Source organism: Belliella kenyensis, from assembly GCF_022549675.1.
Lineage (GTDB): Bacteria > Bacteroidota > Bacteroidia > Cytophagales > Cyclobacteriaceae > Belliella > Belliella kenyensis.
In genome coordinates this window covers 53,131-72,249 of sequence record NZ_JAKZGR010000020.1, presented here as the reverse complement: position 1 = coordinate 72,249, position 19,119 = coordinate 53,131, and the positions used below count along the sequence as shown (strand labels likewise).

Annotated in this window: 18 protein-coding genes; 11 read left to right on the top strand and 7 right to left on the bottom strand. The window is 35.0% G+C overall.

All coding sequences use genetic code 11. The annotated features are described in order from the left end of the window. Positions 1–231 precede the first annotated feature (231 nt). The 11 genes from MM214_RS17290 (at position 232) to MM214_RS17240 (ending at position 12,303) form a co-directional block, all read left to right on the top strand. Positions 232–801 (top strand): RNA polymerase sigma factor, encoded by a 570-nt coding sequence (locus tag MM214_RS17290; RefSeq protein WP_241297427.1) that lies wholly within the window; start codon positions 232–234, stop codon positions 799–801. Next, the gene (locus MM214_RS17285) at positions 794–1,561 is read left to right on the top strand and encodes a hypothetical protein (RefSeq protein ID WP_241297426.1); all 768 of its coding nucleotides are present in this window, start codon (positions 794–796) and stop codon (positions 1,559–1,561) included. The genes MM214_RS17290 and MM214_RS17285 overlap by 8 nt, the downstream gene beginning before the upstream one ends. A gap of 21 nt (positions 1,562–1,582) precedes the next feature. Next, positions 1,583–2,611, top strand: a complete 1,029-nt coding sequence (locus MM214_RS17280) for a porin family protein (protein ID WP_241297425.1) — start codon at positions 1,583–1,585, stop codon at positions 2,609–2,611. A 28-nt stretch (positions 2,612–2,639) separates the two neighbouring features. Beyond that, positions 2,640–3,434: an outer membrane beta-barrel protein gene (locus tag MM214_RS17275; RefSeq protein ID WP_241297424.1), complete on the top strand. Its 795-nt coding sequence runs from the start codon at positions 2,640–2,642 to the stop codon at positions 3,432–3,434. A 10-nt stretch (positions 3,435–3,444) separates the two neighbouring features. After that, positions 3,445–4,377, top strand: a complete 933-nt coding sequence (locus MM214_RS17270) for a DUF4097 family beta strand repeat-containing protein (protein ID WP_241297423.1) — start codon at positions 3,445–3,447, stop codon at positions 4,375–4,377. 136 nt (positions 4,378–4,513) lie between these two features. Then, on the top strand, positions 4,514–5,167 hold the full coding sequence (locus MM214_RS17265) for a hypothetical protein (RefSeq protein ID WP_241297422.1): 654 nt from the start codon (positions 4,514–4,516) through the stop codon (positions 5,165–5,167). Between the two features lie 311 nt (positions 5,168–5,478). Then, positions 5,479–6,252, top strand: a complete 774-nt coding sequence (locus MM214_RS17260; RefSeq protein WP_241297421.1) for a DUF2490 domain-containing protein — start codon at positions 5,479–5,481, stop codon at positions 6,250–6,252. A gap of 514 nt (positions 6,253–6,766) precedes the next feature. Then, complete coding sequence (locus MM214_RS17255; protein WP_241297420.1) at positions 6,767–8,239, top strand: SLC13 family permease; 1,473 nt, start codon at positions 6,767–6,769, stop codon at positions 8,237–8,239. A gap of 256 nt (positions 8,240–8,495) precedes the next feature. After that, positions 8,496–8,702, top strand: coding sequence for a hypothetical protein (locus tag MM214_RS17250; RefSeq protein WP_241297419.1), 207 nt, complete (start codon positions 8,496–8,498; stop codon positions 8,700–8,702). 69 nt (positions 8,703–8,771) lie between these two features. After that, a complete protein-coding gene (locus tag MM214_RS17245; RefSeq protein WP_241297418.1) occupies positions 8,772–9,572 on the top strand; it encodes a GLPGLI family protein in 801 nt (266 codons plus the stop codon). A gap of 100 nt (positions 9,573–9,672) precedes the next feature. Then, positions 9,673–12,303 (top strand): carboxypeptidase-like regulatory domain-containing protein, encoded by a 2,631-nt coding sequence (locus MM214_RS17240; RefSeq protein ID WP_241297417.1) that lies wholly within the window; start codon positions 9,673–9,675, stop codon positions 12,301–12,303. A gap of 16 nt (positions 12,304–12,319) precedes the next feature. Here the strand turns inward: MM214_RS17240 and MM214_RS17235 are convergent, their stop codons facing one another. The 7 genes from MM214_RS17235 to MM214_RS17205 all read right to left on the bottom strand — a co-directional run bounded on the left by MM214_RS17235 (position 12,320) and on the right by MM214_RS17205 (position 19,048). Beyond that, positions 12,320–12,511 carry a hypothetical protein gene (locus tag MM214_RS17235; RefSeq protein WP_241297416.1) on the bottom strand — a complete coding sequence of 64 codons (192 nt, stop codon included), beginning with the start codon at positions 12,509–12,511 and terminating at the stop codon, positions 12,320–12,322. Between the two features lie 379 nt (positions 12,512–12,890). Then, the gene (locus tag MM214_RS17230) at positions 12,891–13,154 is read right to left on the bottom strand and encodes a hypothetical protein (protein WP_241297415.1); all 264 of its coding nucleotides are present in this window, start codon (positions 13,152–13,154) and stop codon (positions 12,891–12,893) included. Further along, the gene (locus tag MM214_RS17225; RefSeq protein ID WP_241297414.1) at positions 13,124–16,105 is read right to left on the bottom strand and encodes a DEAD/DEAH box helicase; all 2,982 of its coding nucleotides are present in this window, start codon (positions 16,103–16,105) and stop codon (positions 13,124–13,126) included. Before MM214_RS17225 ends, MM214_RS17230 begins: the two co-directional genes overlap by 31 nt. A 14-nt stretch (positions 16,106–16,119) precedes the next feature. Then, positions 16,120–16,437 (bottom strand): hypothetical protein, encoded by a 318-nt coding sequence (locus tag MM214_RS17220; protein WP_241297413.1) that lies wholly within the window; start codon positions 16,435–16,437, stop codon positions 16,120–16,122. A 1-nt stretch (position 16,438) separates the two neighbouring features. After that, entirely contained in the window at positions 16,439–18,289 is a 1,851-nt protein-coding gene (locus tag MM214_RS17215) for a KTSC domain-containing protein (protein ID WP_241297412.1), read from the bottom strand. 8 nt (positions 18,290–18,297) lie between these two features. Next, a complete protein-coding gene (locus MM214_RS17210; protein WP_241297411.1) occupies positions 18,298–18,642 on the bottom strand; it encodes a hypothetical protein in 345 nt (114 codons plus the stop codon). Positions 18,643–18,739: 97 nt separating this feature from the next. Then, complete coding sequence (locus MM214_RS17205; protein ID WP_241297410.1) at positions 18,740–19,048, bottom strand: helix-turn-helix domain-containing protein; 309 nt, start codon at positions 19,046–19,048, stop codon at positions 18,740–18,742. Between the last annotated feature and the right edge of the window lie 71 nt (positions 19,049–19,119).

The following is a 19,119-nucleotide window of genomic DNA, read 5'->3' as shown; positions in this document are numbered from 1 at the left end:
GGTCTGATTCAGTCAAAATCAATTTCTCCGACTTCGTGAACATGGAGCAAAAACAACGAAGTGCTAAAAATTACCCAGTTCATACTCTATCAAGCCTATTCTATAATAGAAATTAGCCAAACTTAAGGCGGGTCATTTGGAAAATGACCCGTATTTTTTTTAACTTTTTTTCACATCTTCATGCAACCAAATTGGACTGACCTGTATCTACTTAATTGAAAGACGATAAAAATGTTTGGAAATAGAGTTTTTAGAAATGAATATGAAATCATCGAAGGATGTCGAAAGGGAGATCGAAAAGCCCAAAGATTCCTTTATGATACCTATTCAAAAAAATTCTATACAATCTGCCTGCGATACATCAAAGACCGAGATTTGGCGGAAGATGTTTTGGTAGAATCGTTTATGAAGATCTTTGAAAAAATCGGGCAGTTTGAGTCCAAAGGTAGTTTTGAGGGCTGGATGAAGAGAGTGATTGTGACACATGCACTTCTTACTTTGAGAAGTAGCAAAAACTTATTAATGGAGGTCAATTTGGAGCCTGATCATGAGTATGCCCAGTCGAGCTATGAGCTAAATCATCTGGAAGCTGAAGAGCTGATGGAACTAGTTACAAGTCTTCCGACGGGCTACAGGACAGTTTTCAATCTTTATGTGATAGAGGGCTACAGTCACGCAGAGATTGCAGAGCTACTTGGTATCAGTGAGAGCACTTCAAAGTCTCAGCTGAATAGAAGTAGGAATTTATTGAAACAAAAAATAGCCGAACAAGAACTTAAAGAAAGGAGAATCAATGGCTAATCAAGATAAAAATATGGATGAAGTTTTCAGGAGAAAGCTCCAAAATCATGAAGAAAAGCCTTCTTCATTAGCATGGGAAAAGCTCGAGAGTAAATTACCTGCTCCTGAGTCCAAAAAACGATATCCCTTCCTGAAAGTAGCGGCATCAATCATATTGATTGCTGGATTGGGGTACACAAGTTGGTTTATGTCAAATGATCTTATGTTGCCAAAAGAGCAAATGGCGCATCAAAATGAGGGGGATACATCGTCTACCACGATAATTGATCAAAAAACCTTGACTGAGAATCCTAGTCAAAAAGTGGTTGAAGCTGAATTAGTAGTAGAGGAAGCCACATCAGTAAAAGTAGATCAAGGTTCTCAAGGCAAGTTAACTGCGGATAATTCAAAGCTAGTAATTGACAAACCAAGTCAGAAAATAGACAAAGAGGTCAAGAGCTTAGATCCAAAAATTGAGAAGCTAGAGGAGATTGATTTGCCACAATTGGATTTACCACAATTAGATTTAAGTCAATCAATTACTTTGGCTGAAAACCAAAAGACACATGAAGAGCCTTCTTATAGAGTGACTATCAAGAGTTCTGGATTGAAAGAAGAACCTATAATTCCAGCAAAGCAAGGGTTGATTGATGATATTGAAGAAAAAGTAGAAAAAATAGGTGGCTTATTGAGTAAGGTAGATCAAGGATTTGCGGAACTGCAGGACGCAAAAAACAATCTTTTTGCATCGATTACCACTAAAAGAGAGAAAAGTAAATAAGCAATTAGACATTATAGACATATGAAAAAATATTTGTTATTGTTCAGCTTGATGGCAGTCGTACAATTTGCATTTGGAACTACCTTAAGCCAACGGCTTACCGCAAATGATAGCATCATCATCGAATTTGGTAAATCAGGAAAAATAGTCCTTCTCATTGATAGCAAGGAGGATTTTGATAAACTCAAAGCCATGGATGTAAATGAAATCATCCGTCAGTTAGATGTGGAATTGAATAAAGAAACAGGAGAGTGGAATATCGTAGAGCACAAAACCAAGATAGGAAACAGAGAGATCGTGACAGTGAAAGAGCAAGGCCCTGAAACAGAAGTCACAGTAGGTCGCGTCAAAGTAATCGTAGACGAATCAGATGGCAACACAAAAGTTAAGGTTGAATCCACCGAAAGAAAGAAGAAAAAGGAGCCTGCTTTTAAAACTGACTTTAATATTGATCTAGGAATCAATTCCTACCTCAATGCCGATGGTGACTTCCCTTCTTCAGCAGATCCTTTTGCTACCAAAGGCTGGGGAAGTTGGAATGTAGGGCTCAACTGGATGGCTTCTCAAAGAATTTCCAAAGGCTTCTATTGGGATTTTGGATTAGGTTTCCAATGGTACAACTTCAAATTTGAGAATAGGGATTTTCAAGCTGTAAGGGGTGTAGATGAAATAGAATTCATTCAAAGAACAGATGTCAATGGTTTTAAAAGTAAAATATCCGCTTCTTACCTAACAGCCCAAACGCTTCTGAAATTGGATTTTGGAAGAATGAATGACAATGGACATAAAGGACTGAGAATAGCAGCAGGGCCATATATTGGATATAGACTAGGAGGAAGAAGTAAGTATGTCTACAGAGAATTTGATGGGGGAGGGAGACGCAAAGAAAAGCTTAATACAGGTACATTTTTGAATAATTACAGGTATGGGCTTAGAGGTGAACTAGGGGTAGGAAGGCTCAACTTCTTTACTACTTATGATCTCAATACCTTGTTTCAGGAAGGTAGAGGCCCTGAACTAAATCCAATCACTTTTGGAGTAATTTTCTAATCTAGTACAAACTAAACCAAAACAGACTATGAAAAAGCTATTGTTTATTATGGCATTATCTTTAACGATTTGTTCGTTGGGATTTGCTCAAGAAGAAGAAATCGAGCAGAAAAATGTTGTCAAGACGAAGGATTTTAAATTATTTGGCTCTGACTGGCATTATGAGAAATATGAAGACAAACATTGGTCACTTACTACCAATGGCGAAGATGTACAGTTCAAAGGAAAAAAGAAAAGAAGGTACGAGCGCTCAATGAATTTTGACTTAGGAATAAACACTTGGGTGGAAAATGACCCAACTCCACAGGTGAAACCATGGGGAAGCTGGACAGTAGGTATCAACTATCAGCGGCAATATAAATTTGGTAATAATTTCTCTTTAAATCCAGGCTTAGGGGTGAATTGGTACAATTTCAAATTTGAAGATAGAAACCTTATCGCTGTACGTGAAGCTGATGGGATTGGCTTTGAGCAGTTCACTGGCAATGGCGTGGGAACAAAGTCAAAAATCACTTCATCTTATGTCAACCTAAGTTTGATCCCTACAATTCATTCCAACAATGGTAAGTTTAGATTTGGTGTTGGGCCATACGCTGGTTTCAGATTGGGAGGAAGAGGGAAATTTGTTTATGATGACATTGATGGCAATAAAAATAAGATTTTCGACAGAGCAAATATGTTTGCGAACAATGTAAGGTATGGGGCCAGGGCTAATTTAGGAATTGGTGGCACAGACTTCTTTATTAGCTATGATTTGAATGACTATTTCATCAAAGATAAAGGTCCAAGAGCCAATGCCATTAGTTTCGGTATAACACTATAATCTAAAAATTATGAAAACAGCATTAAATACAATAATAGCATGTTTGTGTTTATTCACAAGCTTGGAGGTAAGTGCCCAAAGGGAGATATTGATAGATACCCAGCGAACCTTTCAAGGAGTCGAAACGATTGAAATAAGAAGCGGAGGGCTTGAAATAGTTTATGCAGGAGATGCTTCTATCGCAACAGTAACAGCTGATGCATATCTTGAATCAAATCAAACCAAACAAGATATTGTATTTGTTCAAGTAGGGAATGTTTTGAAAATAACCTATAAAAATGAACAGTCGAATGTGACCTGGGGCAACAATCAGACAAAAGGACATGTCAAGATCAAAGGACCTGAGCAAATCAACCTTGTGGTCCAAGGAGGGTCGGGAAAAATTGATGTTACTAATGTTTCCTCTAACATTACTCACTTTCAAATAGGATCAGGAAGAGCAAATTTGAGTAGGATAAAAGGTGATGTCGAATTGAGCATGGGTTCAGGTACTGTAGACTTGAAGCAAGTCAATGGAGATGTGAATTTCAGAGGCGGTTCCGGCCGAGCGGAAATTGCTGAAGTTTCGGGAGATCTTAATGTCTCTTTCTCCAGTGGATCTTTTCAAGCGGATCAAGTAGCTGGCAATGTTTCCCTACAGTTGAGTTCGGGAAATGCAAAGCTTTCCAAAATCGGTAGTATAGAAAATGTAAGTGTAAGCTCTGGATCATTCAAAGCAGAACAAGCAGGCTTAGGTGAAAACCCTAATTTAAAAGCAGGATCTGGAAGTATTAAGATCAATACCAATTCAAATATTGAGGATTACAATTTCAATATGAAGGCAGCTTCAGGATCTATAAAAGTAGGTGATCAAAGAACAGGTAAAAGCCTACTGATCAATAATGGGTCTTGCAAAACTGTAAATGGATCGGTGAGTTCAGGGTCTATAGCCATTGAGAATTGAAGCCCAAAAAAATAAGATAAACTTCCTAATGAAAATCTAATTTTCTACCAAAACTATTTGAAAACTTGTTCCGTATCAATCTCAACGATTTGGCCAAACGTTAATAATGAATTATTTAAAAGTTAATTTCAAAATCATGAGAAACAGTAAAATTATTTTAGGTTTATTTTCAATTGGTCTAATTTTTTACGGTTGCGAGCAATCTAAAGAGGTAAATCAAGAGGAAAAGAAATTTGGGGACAAGAAGGTTCAGGAGGTTGTCGATGAACTTGGTCTTGTATATGTAGAAGAAGGAGCGAAGGAAATTATAACCTATGATGAAGTTATAGCCGCTCAAGAAGCGTGGTGCAAAGCATTGGTTGAAATAGGTAGATTGAAAGAAGAAGGAGGGGACTTTAAGGCTTATGCAGAGCAAGTTTTGACGGATGCTTATAACTATGATTATGGGAAGGTCTTTTTTAAACCAACACTAACTCATGGAGACCAGACTTTCAGAAACACAAAAGCTGGCGCATTGGCCTATTTTGTAGGTGGCGATTCAAATTTCCCAAATGACAAAGGCTTTGCACTCAATCCATGGGTAAATGCAAGGTTTGAAAATACTGGCGGAAACAAACAAGGAATCCAAATCTATGGATCAGTAGCCATTACCATGGGGAATGTGTGGGTCATGGATAAAGAAGGGAATGAAGTGATGGTGGATAAAACTTGGGTTTTTAAAAAAGGTGAAGATGGAAAACTGAGGATCATTGTTCATAAATCTTCTTTACCCTACAATCCAGCAAATTAATTTCAAATAATTTCTGCTACAGAAAGTTAGATTTACGTATAGGAGTAGCTTTTGACCTATCTCAAGGAAAAATTTCAATGCTAAAAGTGATTTCTCTAATGTAAATCTAACTTTTTTTCATTTTTTCAATGCCTAGAAATTAGGTTTAAAGTTGGGGCTTTTTACTCCTTTTCTCGAGAGTAAAAGATTTTTTCTTGATAGGATAGCAGACCTAATACTTATCCAACCTTCAACAGAGATTTTGAATCTGATGGAAGGATGGTTGTTTTCATATTATAAATGGTTTGTTCAGGATCTAACGAGTTATTTGCATGATAAAGGTTATTTTCACTTTAAGTCTTGTGCTATTTTCGGTAAGCATATTGGCTCAAAATAATCGTATCAATACCCGAGAAAATATAGGATGGTATAATACATTTGGGACATTTAAAGTGTCAGATAAATTTGATGTTCATTCAGAATTTCAAATCAGGAGATCTGATTTCATTACAGACTGGCAGCAATTTTTATTGAGATTTGGTGTGAATTATCACCTAAATGATCGAGTGATGTTTAGAGCTGGAGCCGCATGGATAGAGACTTTTCCCTATGGCGAGATTCCTATCAATGTCTTTGGGATGCAGTTCAGCCAATACAAGACTTTTCAAATGGTGAGACTTATCCAAAATGAGGGTAGGCTATCTATTCACCATAGGTTTATGTTGGAGCAGCGTTTTGTCGGTAGATTTGACTCTCCAAGCAGTACTTCAGAAGATGATTTTTTGTATCAGGATAGGGTAAGGTATATGCTTAGGACATATTTACCACTCAATAATCCACAGATCATAGATAGAACATACTACTTGGTATTTTTTGATGAGGTGTTCATAGGTTTTGGAGAAAATGTAAATGCTAATATTTTTGACCAAAATAGGTTAGGTTTATTGCTTGGGTATAGGTTCAATAAAAACTTGAGGATAGATGCAGGATATATGAATCAAATCATTCAGTTTGGAAGACAAATCAATGGTCAGAATATTTTTCAAACCAATCATGGATTTATGATCAACTCAAACATAAATATTGACTTGAGGAAAAATAGGTAAAGAACTCCTTTAGCCTAAGCATGTAGGATAAGCTTACACCTACTTAAAAAGACAATCTTAATTAAATGAAGGGTCAATTAAAATATTATGGATTTATTCAACCACCGGCGTTTTTCAGCACGCCCTATTTAGTTAATAAACCTTGCCTAACCCCACTTAAGGAGTAATACCTTGATTGGGGTTGTTTTTTTGTTAAAATTTAGGTAACTGTGAGTATGCTTAAAGTTTACCGTACTCTTTATTAAAAAATCACATCAATCCAATATGCCAAACATACCCAGAAGTTGAACCTTTAAATAGAATTGCGCTCACAGGCTTTTGTTTTAGCATCAAGGTTAATTGATTTAGAAAAAATTCAATTAGTTTGGAGGGTTGAAAGTTTGCTAAAAGAATATCGGGTTCAAAGTGGGTGAATGATTGAAAGTAAGAAGGTGCTCAAGATGTATAGCGCTGATAATTTATGATGAATAATTTTTTGACCATTTATTGATAACAAGAAAAATAAGTAAAGACAATGAATAGATTGATCATCATGGTGCTCGGCCCACTGGTGTTTTTGATTTCCTTAGCCATAGACCCCGTTTGGGGCATGACGGCTCCAGCTCAAGTAGTATTAGGGATCACTTTTTGGATTGCTCTGTGGTGGGTGACCGAGGTGATACCAATACCAGTGACATCTTTATTACCCATAATTTTATTTCCACTTACAGGGGTTTTAGAAGCAAAGAGTACTACGCTCAATTATGGAAATGAGATTGTTTTTTTATACCTAGGAGGGTTTTTGATTGCTTTGAGTATAGAGAAGTGGAGCCTTCACAAGCGGATTGCGCTCAATATTTTGCTTTTTGTTGGGAATAGGCTTAGCCATATTGTCTTGGGTTTTATGATAGCTACAGCTTTACTTTCTATGTGGATATCCAATACAGCTACTAGTGTGATGATGCTTCCCATAGGGATAGCCATAGCAAGTCAATTCCAAAGCTTCCAAGAAAATAACAGTCAAAACAAGAATCGATTTGGCATAGTGTTGATGTTTGGGATAGCCTATGGAGCTTCCATTGGTGGCTTGGCAACGTTGATTGGGACACCTCCAAACTTGGTGCTCCGCTCTATAGTATCGGAAATATATCATGTTGAAATTAGTTTTTTGGATTGGTTTATAGTGATGTTTCCCTTAAGTATGATTTTGTTGTTTTTGACATGGTTTTATCTGGTCACAGTCTACAAGGTAAAAAATGAAAGACATGAAGGAGGGGATGAAACGATCAAAGCTGAACTTGGAAAGCTAGGAAGTGTGTCCTATGAGGAAAAAATGGTAGCTGCAATTTTCCTGTTTACAGCATTTGGGTGGATTTCCAAATCTTGGCTTTTAGATCCGTTTATCGACGGAATCAATGACACAGTAATTGCAATGGTTGGAGGGATTTTGATGTTTATTGTGCCAGGAAAAAATAAAAAACCACTGATGGAGTGGAAAGATGCAATCAAGCTTCCTTGGGATATCATTCTGTTATTTGGAGGAGGTTTGGCATTGGCTGAAGGTTTCAAAGTGAGTGGTTTGACCTTGTGGGTAGGTAGTAATTTTACCTTGCTTGAAGGAGCTTCATTGATTTTGGTGATATTATTTATGGTAGCAGCGATCAATTTCCTGACCGAATTGACTTCCAACTTGGCTACTACCACCATTATCTTACCGATTTTGGCAGCTTTGGCTACAAGCATGGACGTGCATCCATATGGGATCATGATTGCGGCTACATTATCAGCTTCATGCGCATTTATGCTCCCAGTAGCTACTCCGCCCAATGCAGTGGTATTTAGCTCCGGCTATTTCACCATTCGGGACATGGCAAAAACAGGATTTGTGCTAAATGTGATTTCAATTTTGTTGATAACTTTATTTGTATACTACCTCCTCCCTTTGGTTTGGGGGATTGATTTGGGGAGTTTTCCTGAGGGATTTCGGTTATTTGACGCTAACTCTTAAGTGCTCGGCTTAGATTTTTTTTAAGAAAGAACTCATCGCATTTAAGTGGTTTCATTTCTTTATATCCAAAGTACGTTATCATTGAAGTTTTAATGAATTCGTGACCTAAATATTCACTTGTTTTTTGTTCAAGAAATGAAATAAGGAAACCTAAATTCATTTTTTTATACGCAAAACTACGTATTTAATTTATTTTGAAAAATTCTTATTTGATAATTCATTTTTTTTTTTTTTGAAAATACCAAATTTTATATTTATGAAAAATCTTATTCTTAAATCAATCTTCGCAATGACTTTAAGTCTTGGAGTTACTTTTGTTTCAATTGGGTCTGAAGATGTAGAAGATCGTGGATGCGTTACACATGAAATGTGTGATGCAACCGTTGTGCTTTGTGGCGATACTTTCAATGAGCTAGCTTTGCAGCTCATTGAATGGTACGAAATATTAGAATGTGCTGAATAATTATTCATTATGCTCTTCTTGAGATGTAATTGTCTCAAGAAGAGTTTTCTTTTAAATTTTAAAAAAATCATGAAAAAAATATCTTTTTTATTAATCATTTTTACCCTTTTCTCTTTTGTTGGATATTCCCAATCTAATATTGAAGGGTTTGTTTATGAATTAAGCTATAAGCTAGATGTAACAAACCCTGAAGAACAGAAAATTGAACAAATGATTCTTATGACCAATGGAAGGGAAAGTGTTTTCAAAGGTTTTAATAATTTTATTTTAGACACTTTGGCAAGTTATCATGAGAAAATAGGGACTGATCCCCAAGTTTTTTTTGGTAGTCCACTTCCAGTAAAGCCTTCTACTTTTAGATACCAAATTCATAAGCAAGGAAAAGCTATAGAAGTTTTTGATTACTTTGCCTTTGATGGCTATGTTTACACTTTACTTGAGAATGAAAAGCCAATTTGGGAAATAGTTAATGAACATCAAACTATTGGTGAACTAAAAGTGCAAAAAGCAATCACTACTTATGCTGGAAGAAACTATACAGCTTGGTTTGCAGAATCTATTCCTTATAATGAAGGCCCATTTGTTTTTTCAGGCTTGCCAGGATTAATAGTAAGGATATCAGATTCCGAAGAGCATTACTTGTTTGAATTAGTTTCTAATATCAAATTGACCAATGGAACAGTAGTTCCTAATTTATCTAGGAAACAAATCAAAGTAACTAGAGATCAATTCATTAAATTAAGACTGGATTACCATAAAAATCCCCTTCAAAAGCTAGAGATGAGTGGTAACCAGACGGTTTTGGATTCAAATGCAAAATCTAGAATCACTACGAATAAAGGAAAAAATATCAACTTCATAGAAAAATGATTGAATTACTTGAACGGAGGCGTTTAAGAGAGTAGTAAGATTTCATATGTTTTGTTTGATGGGTGGTTTCAAAAGAATCTTTTTTTTATTGATTTTTATAATGTCCTTTTTCCAACAAAGACTTATAGGTCAAACATTCATCAGCGGTAAAGTTGTTGTTCAACCTACTCAGCAGCCTATGGAGTTTGTAAACGTATTGGTCAAAGACCCATTTTCTCAAGCTACATTGAATTTTGATGTTACTGATGATATGGGGTTGTTTAAAATTTATGTTGATAAAAGCTCATTAGACAGTATTTTGGTAATGTTTAGGTCTATGACCATAAAGGATACCCTTGTAAGCATATCAAATGTAAGTCAGGAATTAAATGTTGAAGTCATTCCACAAATACAAGAACTAGAGGAGTTTTCTATAAAAGCAGTGAAAAATCCGATCAGTTTCAAAAATGACACTCTAACCTATGATTTAGGTAGCTATACTTCTCCTAATGACAGGCTTTTGAGTGATGTGTTAAAAAAGCTGCCTGGGATTGAAGTAGATGCCAATGGCAGAATTCAATATGAGGGAAGATCTATTCAAAATTTTTACATTGATGGATTGAATCTCTTAGAAGGTAAATATAACCTTGCAAGCAATAACCTTCCTATTGAAGCTCTTGAGTCGGTTCAAGTTTTAGAGAATCATCAACCGATTAGAGTTTTTGATAGTTTAATTTTTTCTGATAGAACTTCTTTAAATATCAAGTTGAAACGCAAGAATATATGGTTAGGAGTAGCTTCATTGGGCATTGGTGGTTCACCATTTTTATACCAAGGGAAATTAAACCCCATGATTTTTGGCTCTGATTTTCAAATGATTAATGTGGTTCAAGCTAATAATACAGGTCAAAATTTAGGTGTTCAATTGGAAACATTGAGTTTAGAAGATTTAAAGAACATGGACATGAAAATGGATCTTGACCCTTGGGCTGAAATTTCTAGAATACAATTAAGTAACATTCCAAGGGAAAGGTACCTGTTCAATGATTCAAAATTAATTTCAAGTAATGCCCTTTTCAAAACAAAAAAGGATTTGGAGATAAGGTTGATAGCTTCATTGGTAAGAGATGCTAATTCGGAGTTTTCATTTTCAAAAAGTGAGTTTTTTCTCCCAATTGATACAATATCAATTCATGAAATAGTAGATAACAGGTTTAAAAGGAGTAGTGTAGACTCAGAGATTTCTTTTACAAAAAATGTGAAAGATAATTTTTTGAAGAATAATGCAAGAGTGAAAATAAGTCGCTTAGATGATAGAGGTATAATAAATTTCAATCAAAGAGATATCTATCAAAGTGGACGTATGCCCTTGCTTCAATTGGAGAATCAGTTTAAAACACTTATCAAAATAAAGGGCAGTTTGATAGATGTAAATTCTTTTGTTGGTTTGGTTTCAAAAAATCAAGACTTCAATCTTTCAGCAAATGTTTTTAATACAGAGTTAGATACTGATGTTCTTAATTCACAAAGAGTTGTAAGTCAAACGATGAAAACTATAAACTCTATTGGTATAGTTCGAAAATTATCCAAATCATGGACGCTGAGTTCTCAATCAGGCTTCCATTTTCAATCTGAAAGAATGGATAGTATGCTAGAACATGAAACCGGAATTGATACTAGTAATTATTCGAATAGATTGAGTAATGATCTCTCAAGACTGGAATTTTCACCATTTGTCAAAAGTCAATTTCTATTTAGGGAGAAGGACTGGAGGGTAAACCTTGATGCACCAATTCACTATTTTAATATCAATGTCAATGGACTTTCAGATACCAATCAATTGAAAGTTTCAAAACTTGTTTTTCAGCCTAGTATTGTTGTCAATTACTTTATTACTGGTAAATTAAGTGCAAGATTAAATATTAATAGGCAGAATAATTTTCAAGGAATAGCGCAAAATTATTCTGGTCTTATCCTTAGAAACTTTCGTCTTTTGACAATTAAAAATACAGCTGTTCCTGAATCTATTTCTACTAAATTTGGTGGAGCATTATCTTATAAAAATCCTATTTACTCTTTGTTTTCGACTTTGGCATACAATTTCAGTCTTGATAAAAGAAACACAATAGCACAAAATCAAATTCTTGAGGGAGGAATTAATATTTTATCAATGATCGATCAAGAGAATTTTAAAAAATCTCATTCATGGAATATGCGTGTAAGTAAGCATTTTTTAGAGCTGAATACAGTAGCTACTTTTTCTGGATTTATACAGCAAAGCTCTTTTCAACAAACCTTAAATTCATCTCTAATAGATTTTTCCCAGCTCACCTTCAGTCCGAAAATTGAACTTTCATATAGTCCAAAAAAATATTTTGCTTTGAGAAATAATTTTTCTTTAACCTCAATCCAAAATAGTACAAACGAAAATACTTTTCCCGCTTTACTATTCTTGCAGATATTTTCCAATATAGAGTTTTTTCCTGTTGAAAATCACAGTATTTTGGTTACATGGGAGCATTTTGGGAATAAAAACTCTGGAAATCCAAATGCTTCTTTTCAGAACAATTTCTTAAACTTAGTGTATCAATATAAATTGGATCAAAAAAGGCTTGATTTTAAATTCGAGCTTTTGAACTTGTTGAATAACAATAGTTTTGATACATATAATTTTGATACGTTTGTGCTTAGCACCCAGTCTGTTTTGTTAAGGCCTAGACAAGTAGTCTTTCAAGTTGGATTTAGATTCTAAAATAGAACCATTCAACTCACTCCTCCCTTGTCTTGATCCTAATCACCCGCTCTCTTTCCTCGCCTTTTAATCTCATGAGACGGACCATTCGATCAGGGCTTGGTTTGCCTAGTGATAGTAGTGCTAGGGTGATGGCATAAGCAATGATGTAGCCGTTGTTTTCGAAAAGGTATAGACCAAGTGGACTAAGGATACTACATAAAAGCAAAAGTTTTGACCCTAATCTCTATGGTTCGTTCAGAATTTACTTGATGATTTTTCTATTAATTTGGAAAAAATCAATCCCGTTTGAGGCAAGCTTCTGATATATAGGACAAGTTCTAAAGTTTCGAGGTTCATAAGTCTGAATTTTACAATCTAGAATCAATGTCGTAGTCTAGTAGACCGTTTTGGCGCTTGGCGCAGTGGCGGATTTCGGAGCTCAAAACTGTCAATACACCATCCCGATGGCTATCGGGATTGATGCGAGGTAGAATGTTCAATTAACCACTTCACCCGCCATTGCGCCAAACGTGTGTGTGTAAGCTGGCCTTCTGTCCTCCATCATTGTCAAGTCGCTGTATTTCTGTTTTTTGCCAGTCATTTTATTAGTTTCTGGTTTCTGTCTGTTTGTCTGGTGTGTTGGCTGTTTTATCCCGATAGCTATCGGGATTAGAGGGAAGGGATTTTAAAAAATAATTTTTCTCTCGGGTGGTAAAGGTGGAAGCTCTTTTGCAATTTTTGGTCTGTGCGTTGGCTTGTGCGAAACGAAGTTCACGAACACCAAAATGAATAATTAATTCGTGAGTAATTGCAAATGTGCTTACACCTGTGGGTTGGCTTAGATTAGTTCTTCTATTGCTGATTTCCATATTATAAAACCTTTTTTATTGTCCGAATAGTCGTGTATAATTCTTGTAAAGTTGTCAGGACTATTTTCTAAAAATGTCTGTCTTCCTTTTTCTCTAATAATGCTTAGTTGGTTGTCAATTTGTTTTACTTCTTCAATTAGAGATGCTTTATTTTTTAGAGTATGCCAAATATATGTTGCTTCTTCTGTGTCCAAGGTTTCCAAAACAACAAAATAATTTTGCTCACCTGAAAGCAGAAATACGAATGAAAATGGGTTCAACACAAAACGAATTTTCATTACCTGATTTTCGTGTTTGTCTGCTAAATATTGAATGTGTCGTGAATGTTTGTATTGTTTGTTTTTGAGAATTTCATTCAACAACTCTTCTGCATTTGAAAAAAATTTACCCTGCTCTTGTAATTCATCAGATGTAATAATGTTTTGCTTTTTTGGAGTGAATTGCTTGAGTAATCCTTTATTCAGAAATTGAAATTTCACGCCCTCAATCACCTCTTTGTTGATACGGTCAATGTCAGTTGATAGAGCTAATTGAGAAACCAATTTTCCGTTTTCAAACTCGGCAAATATTTCTACAGTAATATTCTTTGATTTTAATGTTTTGATGAAATAGGGTTTTAATACCTCAAATTCTGGTCTCATTTCAATGTTTTCAACTTGGAATTCAAGAGTCGTGTTCATCTCATTTAAAGTATATTTGAACGCTACACTTCCATAATAAAACTCCAATTCCTCAATTGAAACTTTAATTTTCTTTTCTATAGTTAAAATGTGATTTGAAGTTATGATTTCATCCTTTGGCTCATCAAATAAAGTTGCTTGCTTGTCAATCTTTCGATAATAAGTATTGCGTTTCAGGAAAAGCTTATTGAGATAATCAATTTTATAATCTCTGTAGTCGTAGATAGTAGGATTTATTTCCGAGCGTTGCACTCTGCCGATATATTGAATTAGTTTGCCCTCAAAAGAAAATGGATATACCAAAAATAAACAGTTTATGTTTTGTAAATCTGTTCCTTCTCCAAAATATTGCCCTGTGGTAATTAAAACCTGAAAATTACCTTCTTGTAATATTTTCCATTTAGCTTTTTTGGAAGTTTCTGAATCTTCTCCGCTTAGAGCAATTACTTCATAAGATTGTTTAAGAAACAAATACAGCGTGTCAATATGTTCTTTACGCTCGGTTATGATAACCGCCTTTTTTCCTTGATTCAGTTCTTTTTTCACATCTTCCAAAATCAGTTTATTTCGGGTGGTATCGTGAACCAAAATTTTTGATAATGCTTCAAAACTGTCTGTCTTGGAGTTGTATGGAACATCTAATTCCGTGTTGCGGATGATGATTTTAGCCTGTTTATAATTTTCAATTTCAGCAGATTGAATATTGGCAATGATTTCTCCCAAATGAGTGAAAATCATTTTCCCATCACTGTATTTACGGAAAGGGGTTGCAGTCAATCCATACAGATAGTAAACTTGTAATTTTTCAATTGTGCTTCTGAATGTTTCGGCAGGAACGTGATGGCATTCGTCCACAAGGATAGTTCCGAATTGATTTTGAACAAATTCTATTTGTTTGGGCAAACTTTGAATCGTTGCCAGAGTAATATGTTTGCCGATTTTTGACTTCCCTTGACCAATAACGCCAATATCTCTTTTCGGAATACCTAAAAATGCTTCAATCCGTTCTGTCCATTGCTCTAATAGTTGTTTTCGGTGAACAATAATAAGGGTAGGTTGTCCTTTGTTCGCAATTATTTTTAGCCCAATAATAGTTTTTCCTGAACCGGGTGGTGCAACTATTACTCCGAAATCTTTTTTAGAAACTGTTTCGATTACATCTAGTTGATGATTTCGCAAAGCAGCATTAAACGAAAAAGGAATAGACGGTTTTAGCTTTCTTTCATCAACAAATTCAAATTCGATTTGTGATTCCTTGCAAAAGCGTAATAGCCTTCCGATAAACCCGCGAGGAATGAAAATTTCACTTTCAGTTTCTTCAATCAGTTTAAAATAACGGGCTGTTTCATAAGTATTTCTGCCTGATTTCTTTTTGATAAAAAATTCGGAATTGGCAAAATTCAATTCTTCTTTCAGAAAATTAATCAAAGTAGGTGTTAATCCGATTCGGCTTAGTCTTACATTATTGTTTAAAGAAATGCTGAGTGTGCCGTTTTTTACTACCGAAGTATTAGATTCAACACCTGACTTTAATGCCTGCACTGACGGTTTTAAAGCATCATATAGTTCGTCTAAATGATTTGTGGAAACTCTTTTGATATTTTTCAGGAAGTCCCATTGATCAGCGATAGGTTCAAATGATTCGGGATTGATAAAACAGCTTTTTCCTAATTCAAAAGCTGGTTTAAAAAGCGGCAAAGCAATCAGATTTCCAAAACCTTTACCTGAAAGAAAATCTTGATTGGGAAACAATCTGTCAAAACTTGAACTTTTGTCAAACATTGAAAATGCACCCGATTGTTCTAAAATTGAAATGAATATTTTGCGACTTCTTATTGCTGGATAGGGTTTATCAAAAAATATCCAAACGTGTCCACCGTTTCCTGAACGGGAACGCTCCAAGTAGGCAGGAATTGCATTTTCTTTACAAGCGTTCAGAAAAGTAATCGCTTCATTTTGCCAATTGGCTTTGTCAAAATCAGCTGCTAAAAACCAAGTAGAATTGTCTTGCAGTAAGGGATAAATTCCAATATGATGAAAGCCGTCCAAATGCTTTTGAATCTGTTCATCTGTAAGTTTTAGATACGACTTTTCAGTGAAATTCTGAAATGTTCCACCATTCATTTTATGTGCCCGAAAACGATAAGGGTCATAAAAATAGGCTGGCATATAGCCTGATTTGGAGTTTTTCTCCCAACGAATGGCAAACACATCTTCACGGGCTTTGAAAAGAGCTTTGAAGATGTTGATGTGTTCTAGATTATTTTGCATAGCTGAAATAATCTTTAACCCCAATCTTCGTATTCTCTTTCGTTCATTGGGGTTTTACGGATTTCAGTTATGTTTTCAAGTAGTTTTTCCAATGTTATCTTGAATTTTTCCAAATCGACTGGTTCTCCGAAGAAAATAACATCTGCGGCAATTTCAAAATTTTCATCAGTAAGCCAATGTTTTATCATAGTTTCGGCTTGATTGAGATAGTCATCATCATTTTTACAATTAGATGCCAAAACGCCAAATCTAAGTGTTAAGTCGTGGTTAAACCGCTCTGCTTCAATGATTATCCCTCTGTAGGTTGGTAATGATAAATCGTCTGTGTCCATTTTATAACTTTTGATATTCAAATGTTCCTTTTATTTCATTCATAAAAAAACTTCCCTTTGCAGGCGAGTTCAGCAAGTCTTCATATACTTTTTCAGGCACATCGACATACTGATAAATCGCACCGTGATGAAACTCAATTTCTAATATGTGTGCTTCTTTGTCGTAACCAACAGTGGCAATAGTTGAAGATGCAATTGGAATTCGTTTAATTATTGCTTCCCTTTCTTCCGTAAGAATAGTAAGCAGTTTTTTGCCCAATTCAGTAGTATAATATTGTTGATTTTTGCTTGTTGGTTTATTTGGTAATGTCAGGTTTAACCAGCCCACTTCAATGAGTGGTTTTATATGATGATTGTAATTTTTGGTGTTTTTATAAAGCCCGATTTTCTCAAATATTTCATCTTTTGATTTTGGCTCCCGACAATAATTCAAAACTTCTTTAATCGGTTCATTTATTCTTTCCCTAATGCCTTCTTTATCTTTGTCTCCAATCTCAGAGACTAAGAGACTAAGATGAGGATTGATGTTAATTAAATTCTTGAATTTTAACGATTTATCTTCGTCTCTTCTTAGGTCATATTGAGAGCCTATGATGGAATTCGTAAGCGGATGTATAGGTAGAATACACAAAAAGTAAGCATTGTTTTCATCCGTCTCAAAAACAGGTGGTGGTGAACCGTTTTCTTCCATACTACTATGAATAATGGGCAATCCTGTTCCTCTTCCTTCTGTCAATTTCAGTTCCTTTAAAAATCCACCTATTTTGCGATTTCTATAATCCCGTGCTACGACTCGTTGTTTTTTCAGCATAGCTTGATTAATTGGTGGCATAGGACCCGGGAAACTCAATATTTCAATTTTATCTTTATGTATTTGAATCTCCACTGGATTTTCTCGTTCATAGCTTTTGTGATAAACTGCATTGACTACAGCTTCTTCTATAGCCTGAAAGGGATAATTGAAAAAACGTATCGATTCTGCTTGATTTGCCGATTTAGTAACCAATTCTTCTACAATATTGGACTTGAAGAACTGCAAAACATCTCTGATTTGTTGAATGATTGATCCGGTAAATAACTTTTCAATATAGTCTTTCCCAACTTTATTTTTGTGGATTATCAAATCAATTTTTGCTCCTGAAAAGAATTTGTCTGGGTTTTCATTAAACAAAAGCAATCCGGCATTTGTAGGACGCAATAATTCGTCTGAACCTTTAGCTATCATTAAATGTCTGCACAATTCAGAGAATGGTATTTTTGTACTCTCTTCATACAAAGAACTCATTACTTCTTTTAAATAGTTTTGAATCAAACGCAAATTCAAATCATCTAAACTAGCGGTTTGGTTGATTCGGTCATCAAAAGGGATACGTGCCGTGAGTTCAATAAGTCGTCTTTCGTCATCAGAACCATCTTTAACTTTTACCGTTTTTGAACCACGTTTGATGAACATCGCTCTTTCTGTTCTTTTTTCACTTAAACTAATAGGAGCTTTGTAGGGTCTATTATCTCCAGCGGGGGCAAAAACAACCAATATGTGCTTCCCATTTATTAAATATGGTTGAAAAACAGGAATATAAACAGGGATTAACTTATGAGATAGTTCAATCAGTTTTTTCTGAATGGCATCCAATTCTTGAACGTGTAAACCAATAGGTGGCAACTTAGCTTTTCCATTTTCTTCTTCAACTCCAATAATGACATAACCTCCATCCCAATTGTTGATATCATTGGCGTATGCACATAAAGTATGAATGATATCCTCAGGATTCCATCCTTTTTTCAGCTCAATCCGATCCCATTCAACTGTATTGCCGTGTAGTAATTCATCTATGTTTATTGGTAATGCCATAGTATTTATTATACCAAATTAAAATCCACTGCCAATCCATTTGGCAATTTTTCATCAAACCAATGCCAAATATCAAAACGATAAGTTCCTTTTTCCCAACAATAAAAATAAGTTTCAATTTCATCGTCATTATTTATTGGTATATCTCCAAACGCTAACCAGATTATTTCAAGTAGAACTTTCGAAAATCGGTTGCAATAAAAAAGATCCGATATGTTAGAATTAAACCAATCAAGTATATTGATAACTTCTGTTCCTGCTTTCCAATTATAAAAAGGCTGTTTCAAAGTTCCATTTTCAATTTTAACAAGGTTAAAATCTTCCCACATTTTTTCTAATTCTGTTATTGCCATTTATCTATCAATTTTCATGTCCCAAAATGTCTCTCGTTGTAAAAACGTGTCCCAAAATCTTGAAAAATGGGACATGTTTTAGCAATGTGGGAGTTTTTTACCCACGTTTTAGTTTTAAATATTTGACCTTTTCCTCTGCAACCTTCAATGCTTCCATCCCTAAATCTTCGTCTTGTATTTCATATAAAATCTTGTCGCTTAGGAATGAAACCAAAAGTTCGTCTGCGTTGTAATCGTATATATCGGCAAGTTTCAGCACTACTTCTTTTGTTATTTTTCGCTCTCCACGTTCCATTTTGCTTAAAATAGCAACATCAATGTCGAGCAATGCAGCAACTTTCCGCAATGGAAGTTCCTTTTCTTCTCTAATGTGTCTTAGCTTTTCGCCTATTGTTTCTGTTGACATAAACTCTATTGACATAATGTGTCAAAAGTAGAAAAAGATTTTTGATTAGTATCCTTTTAGTTCAAATTCTT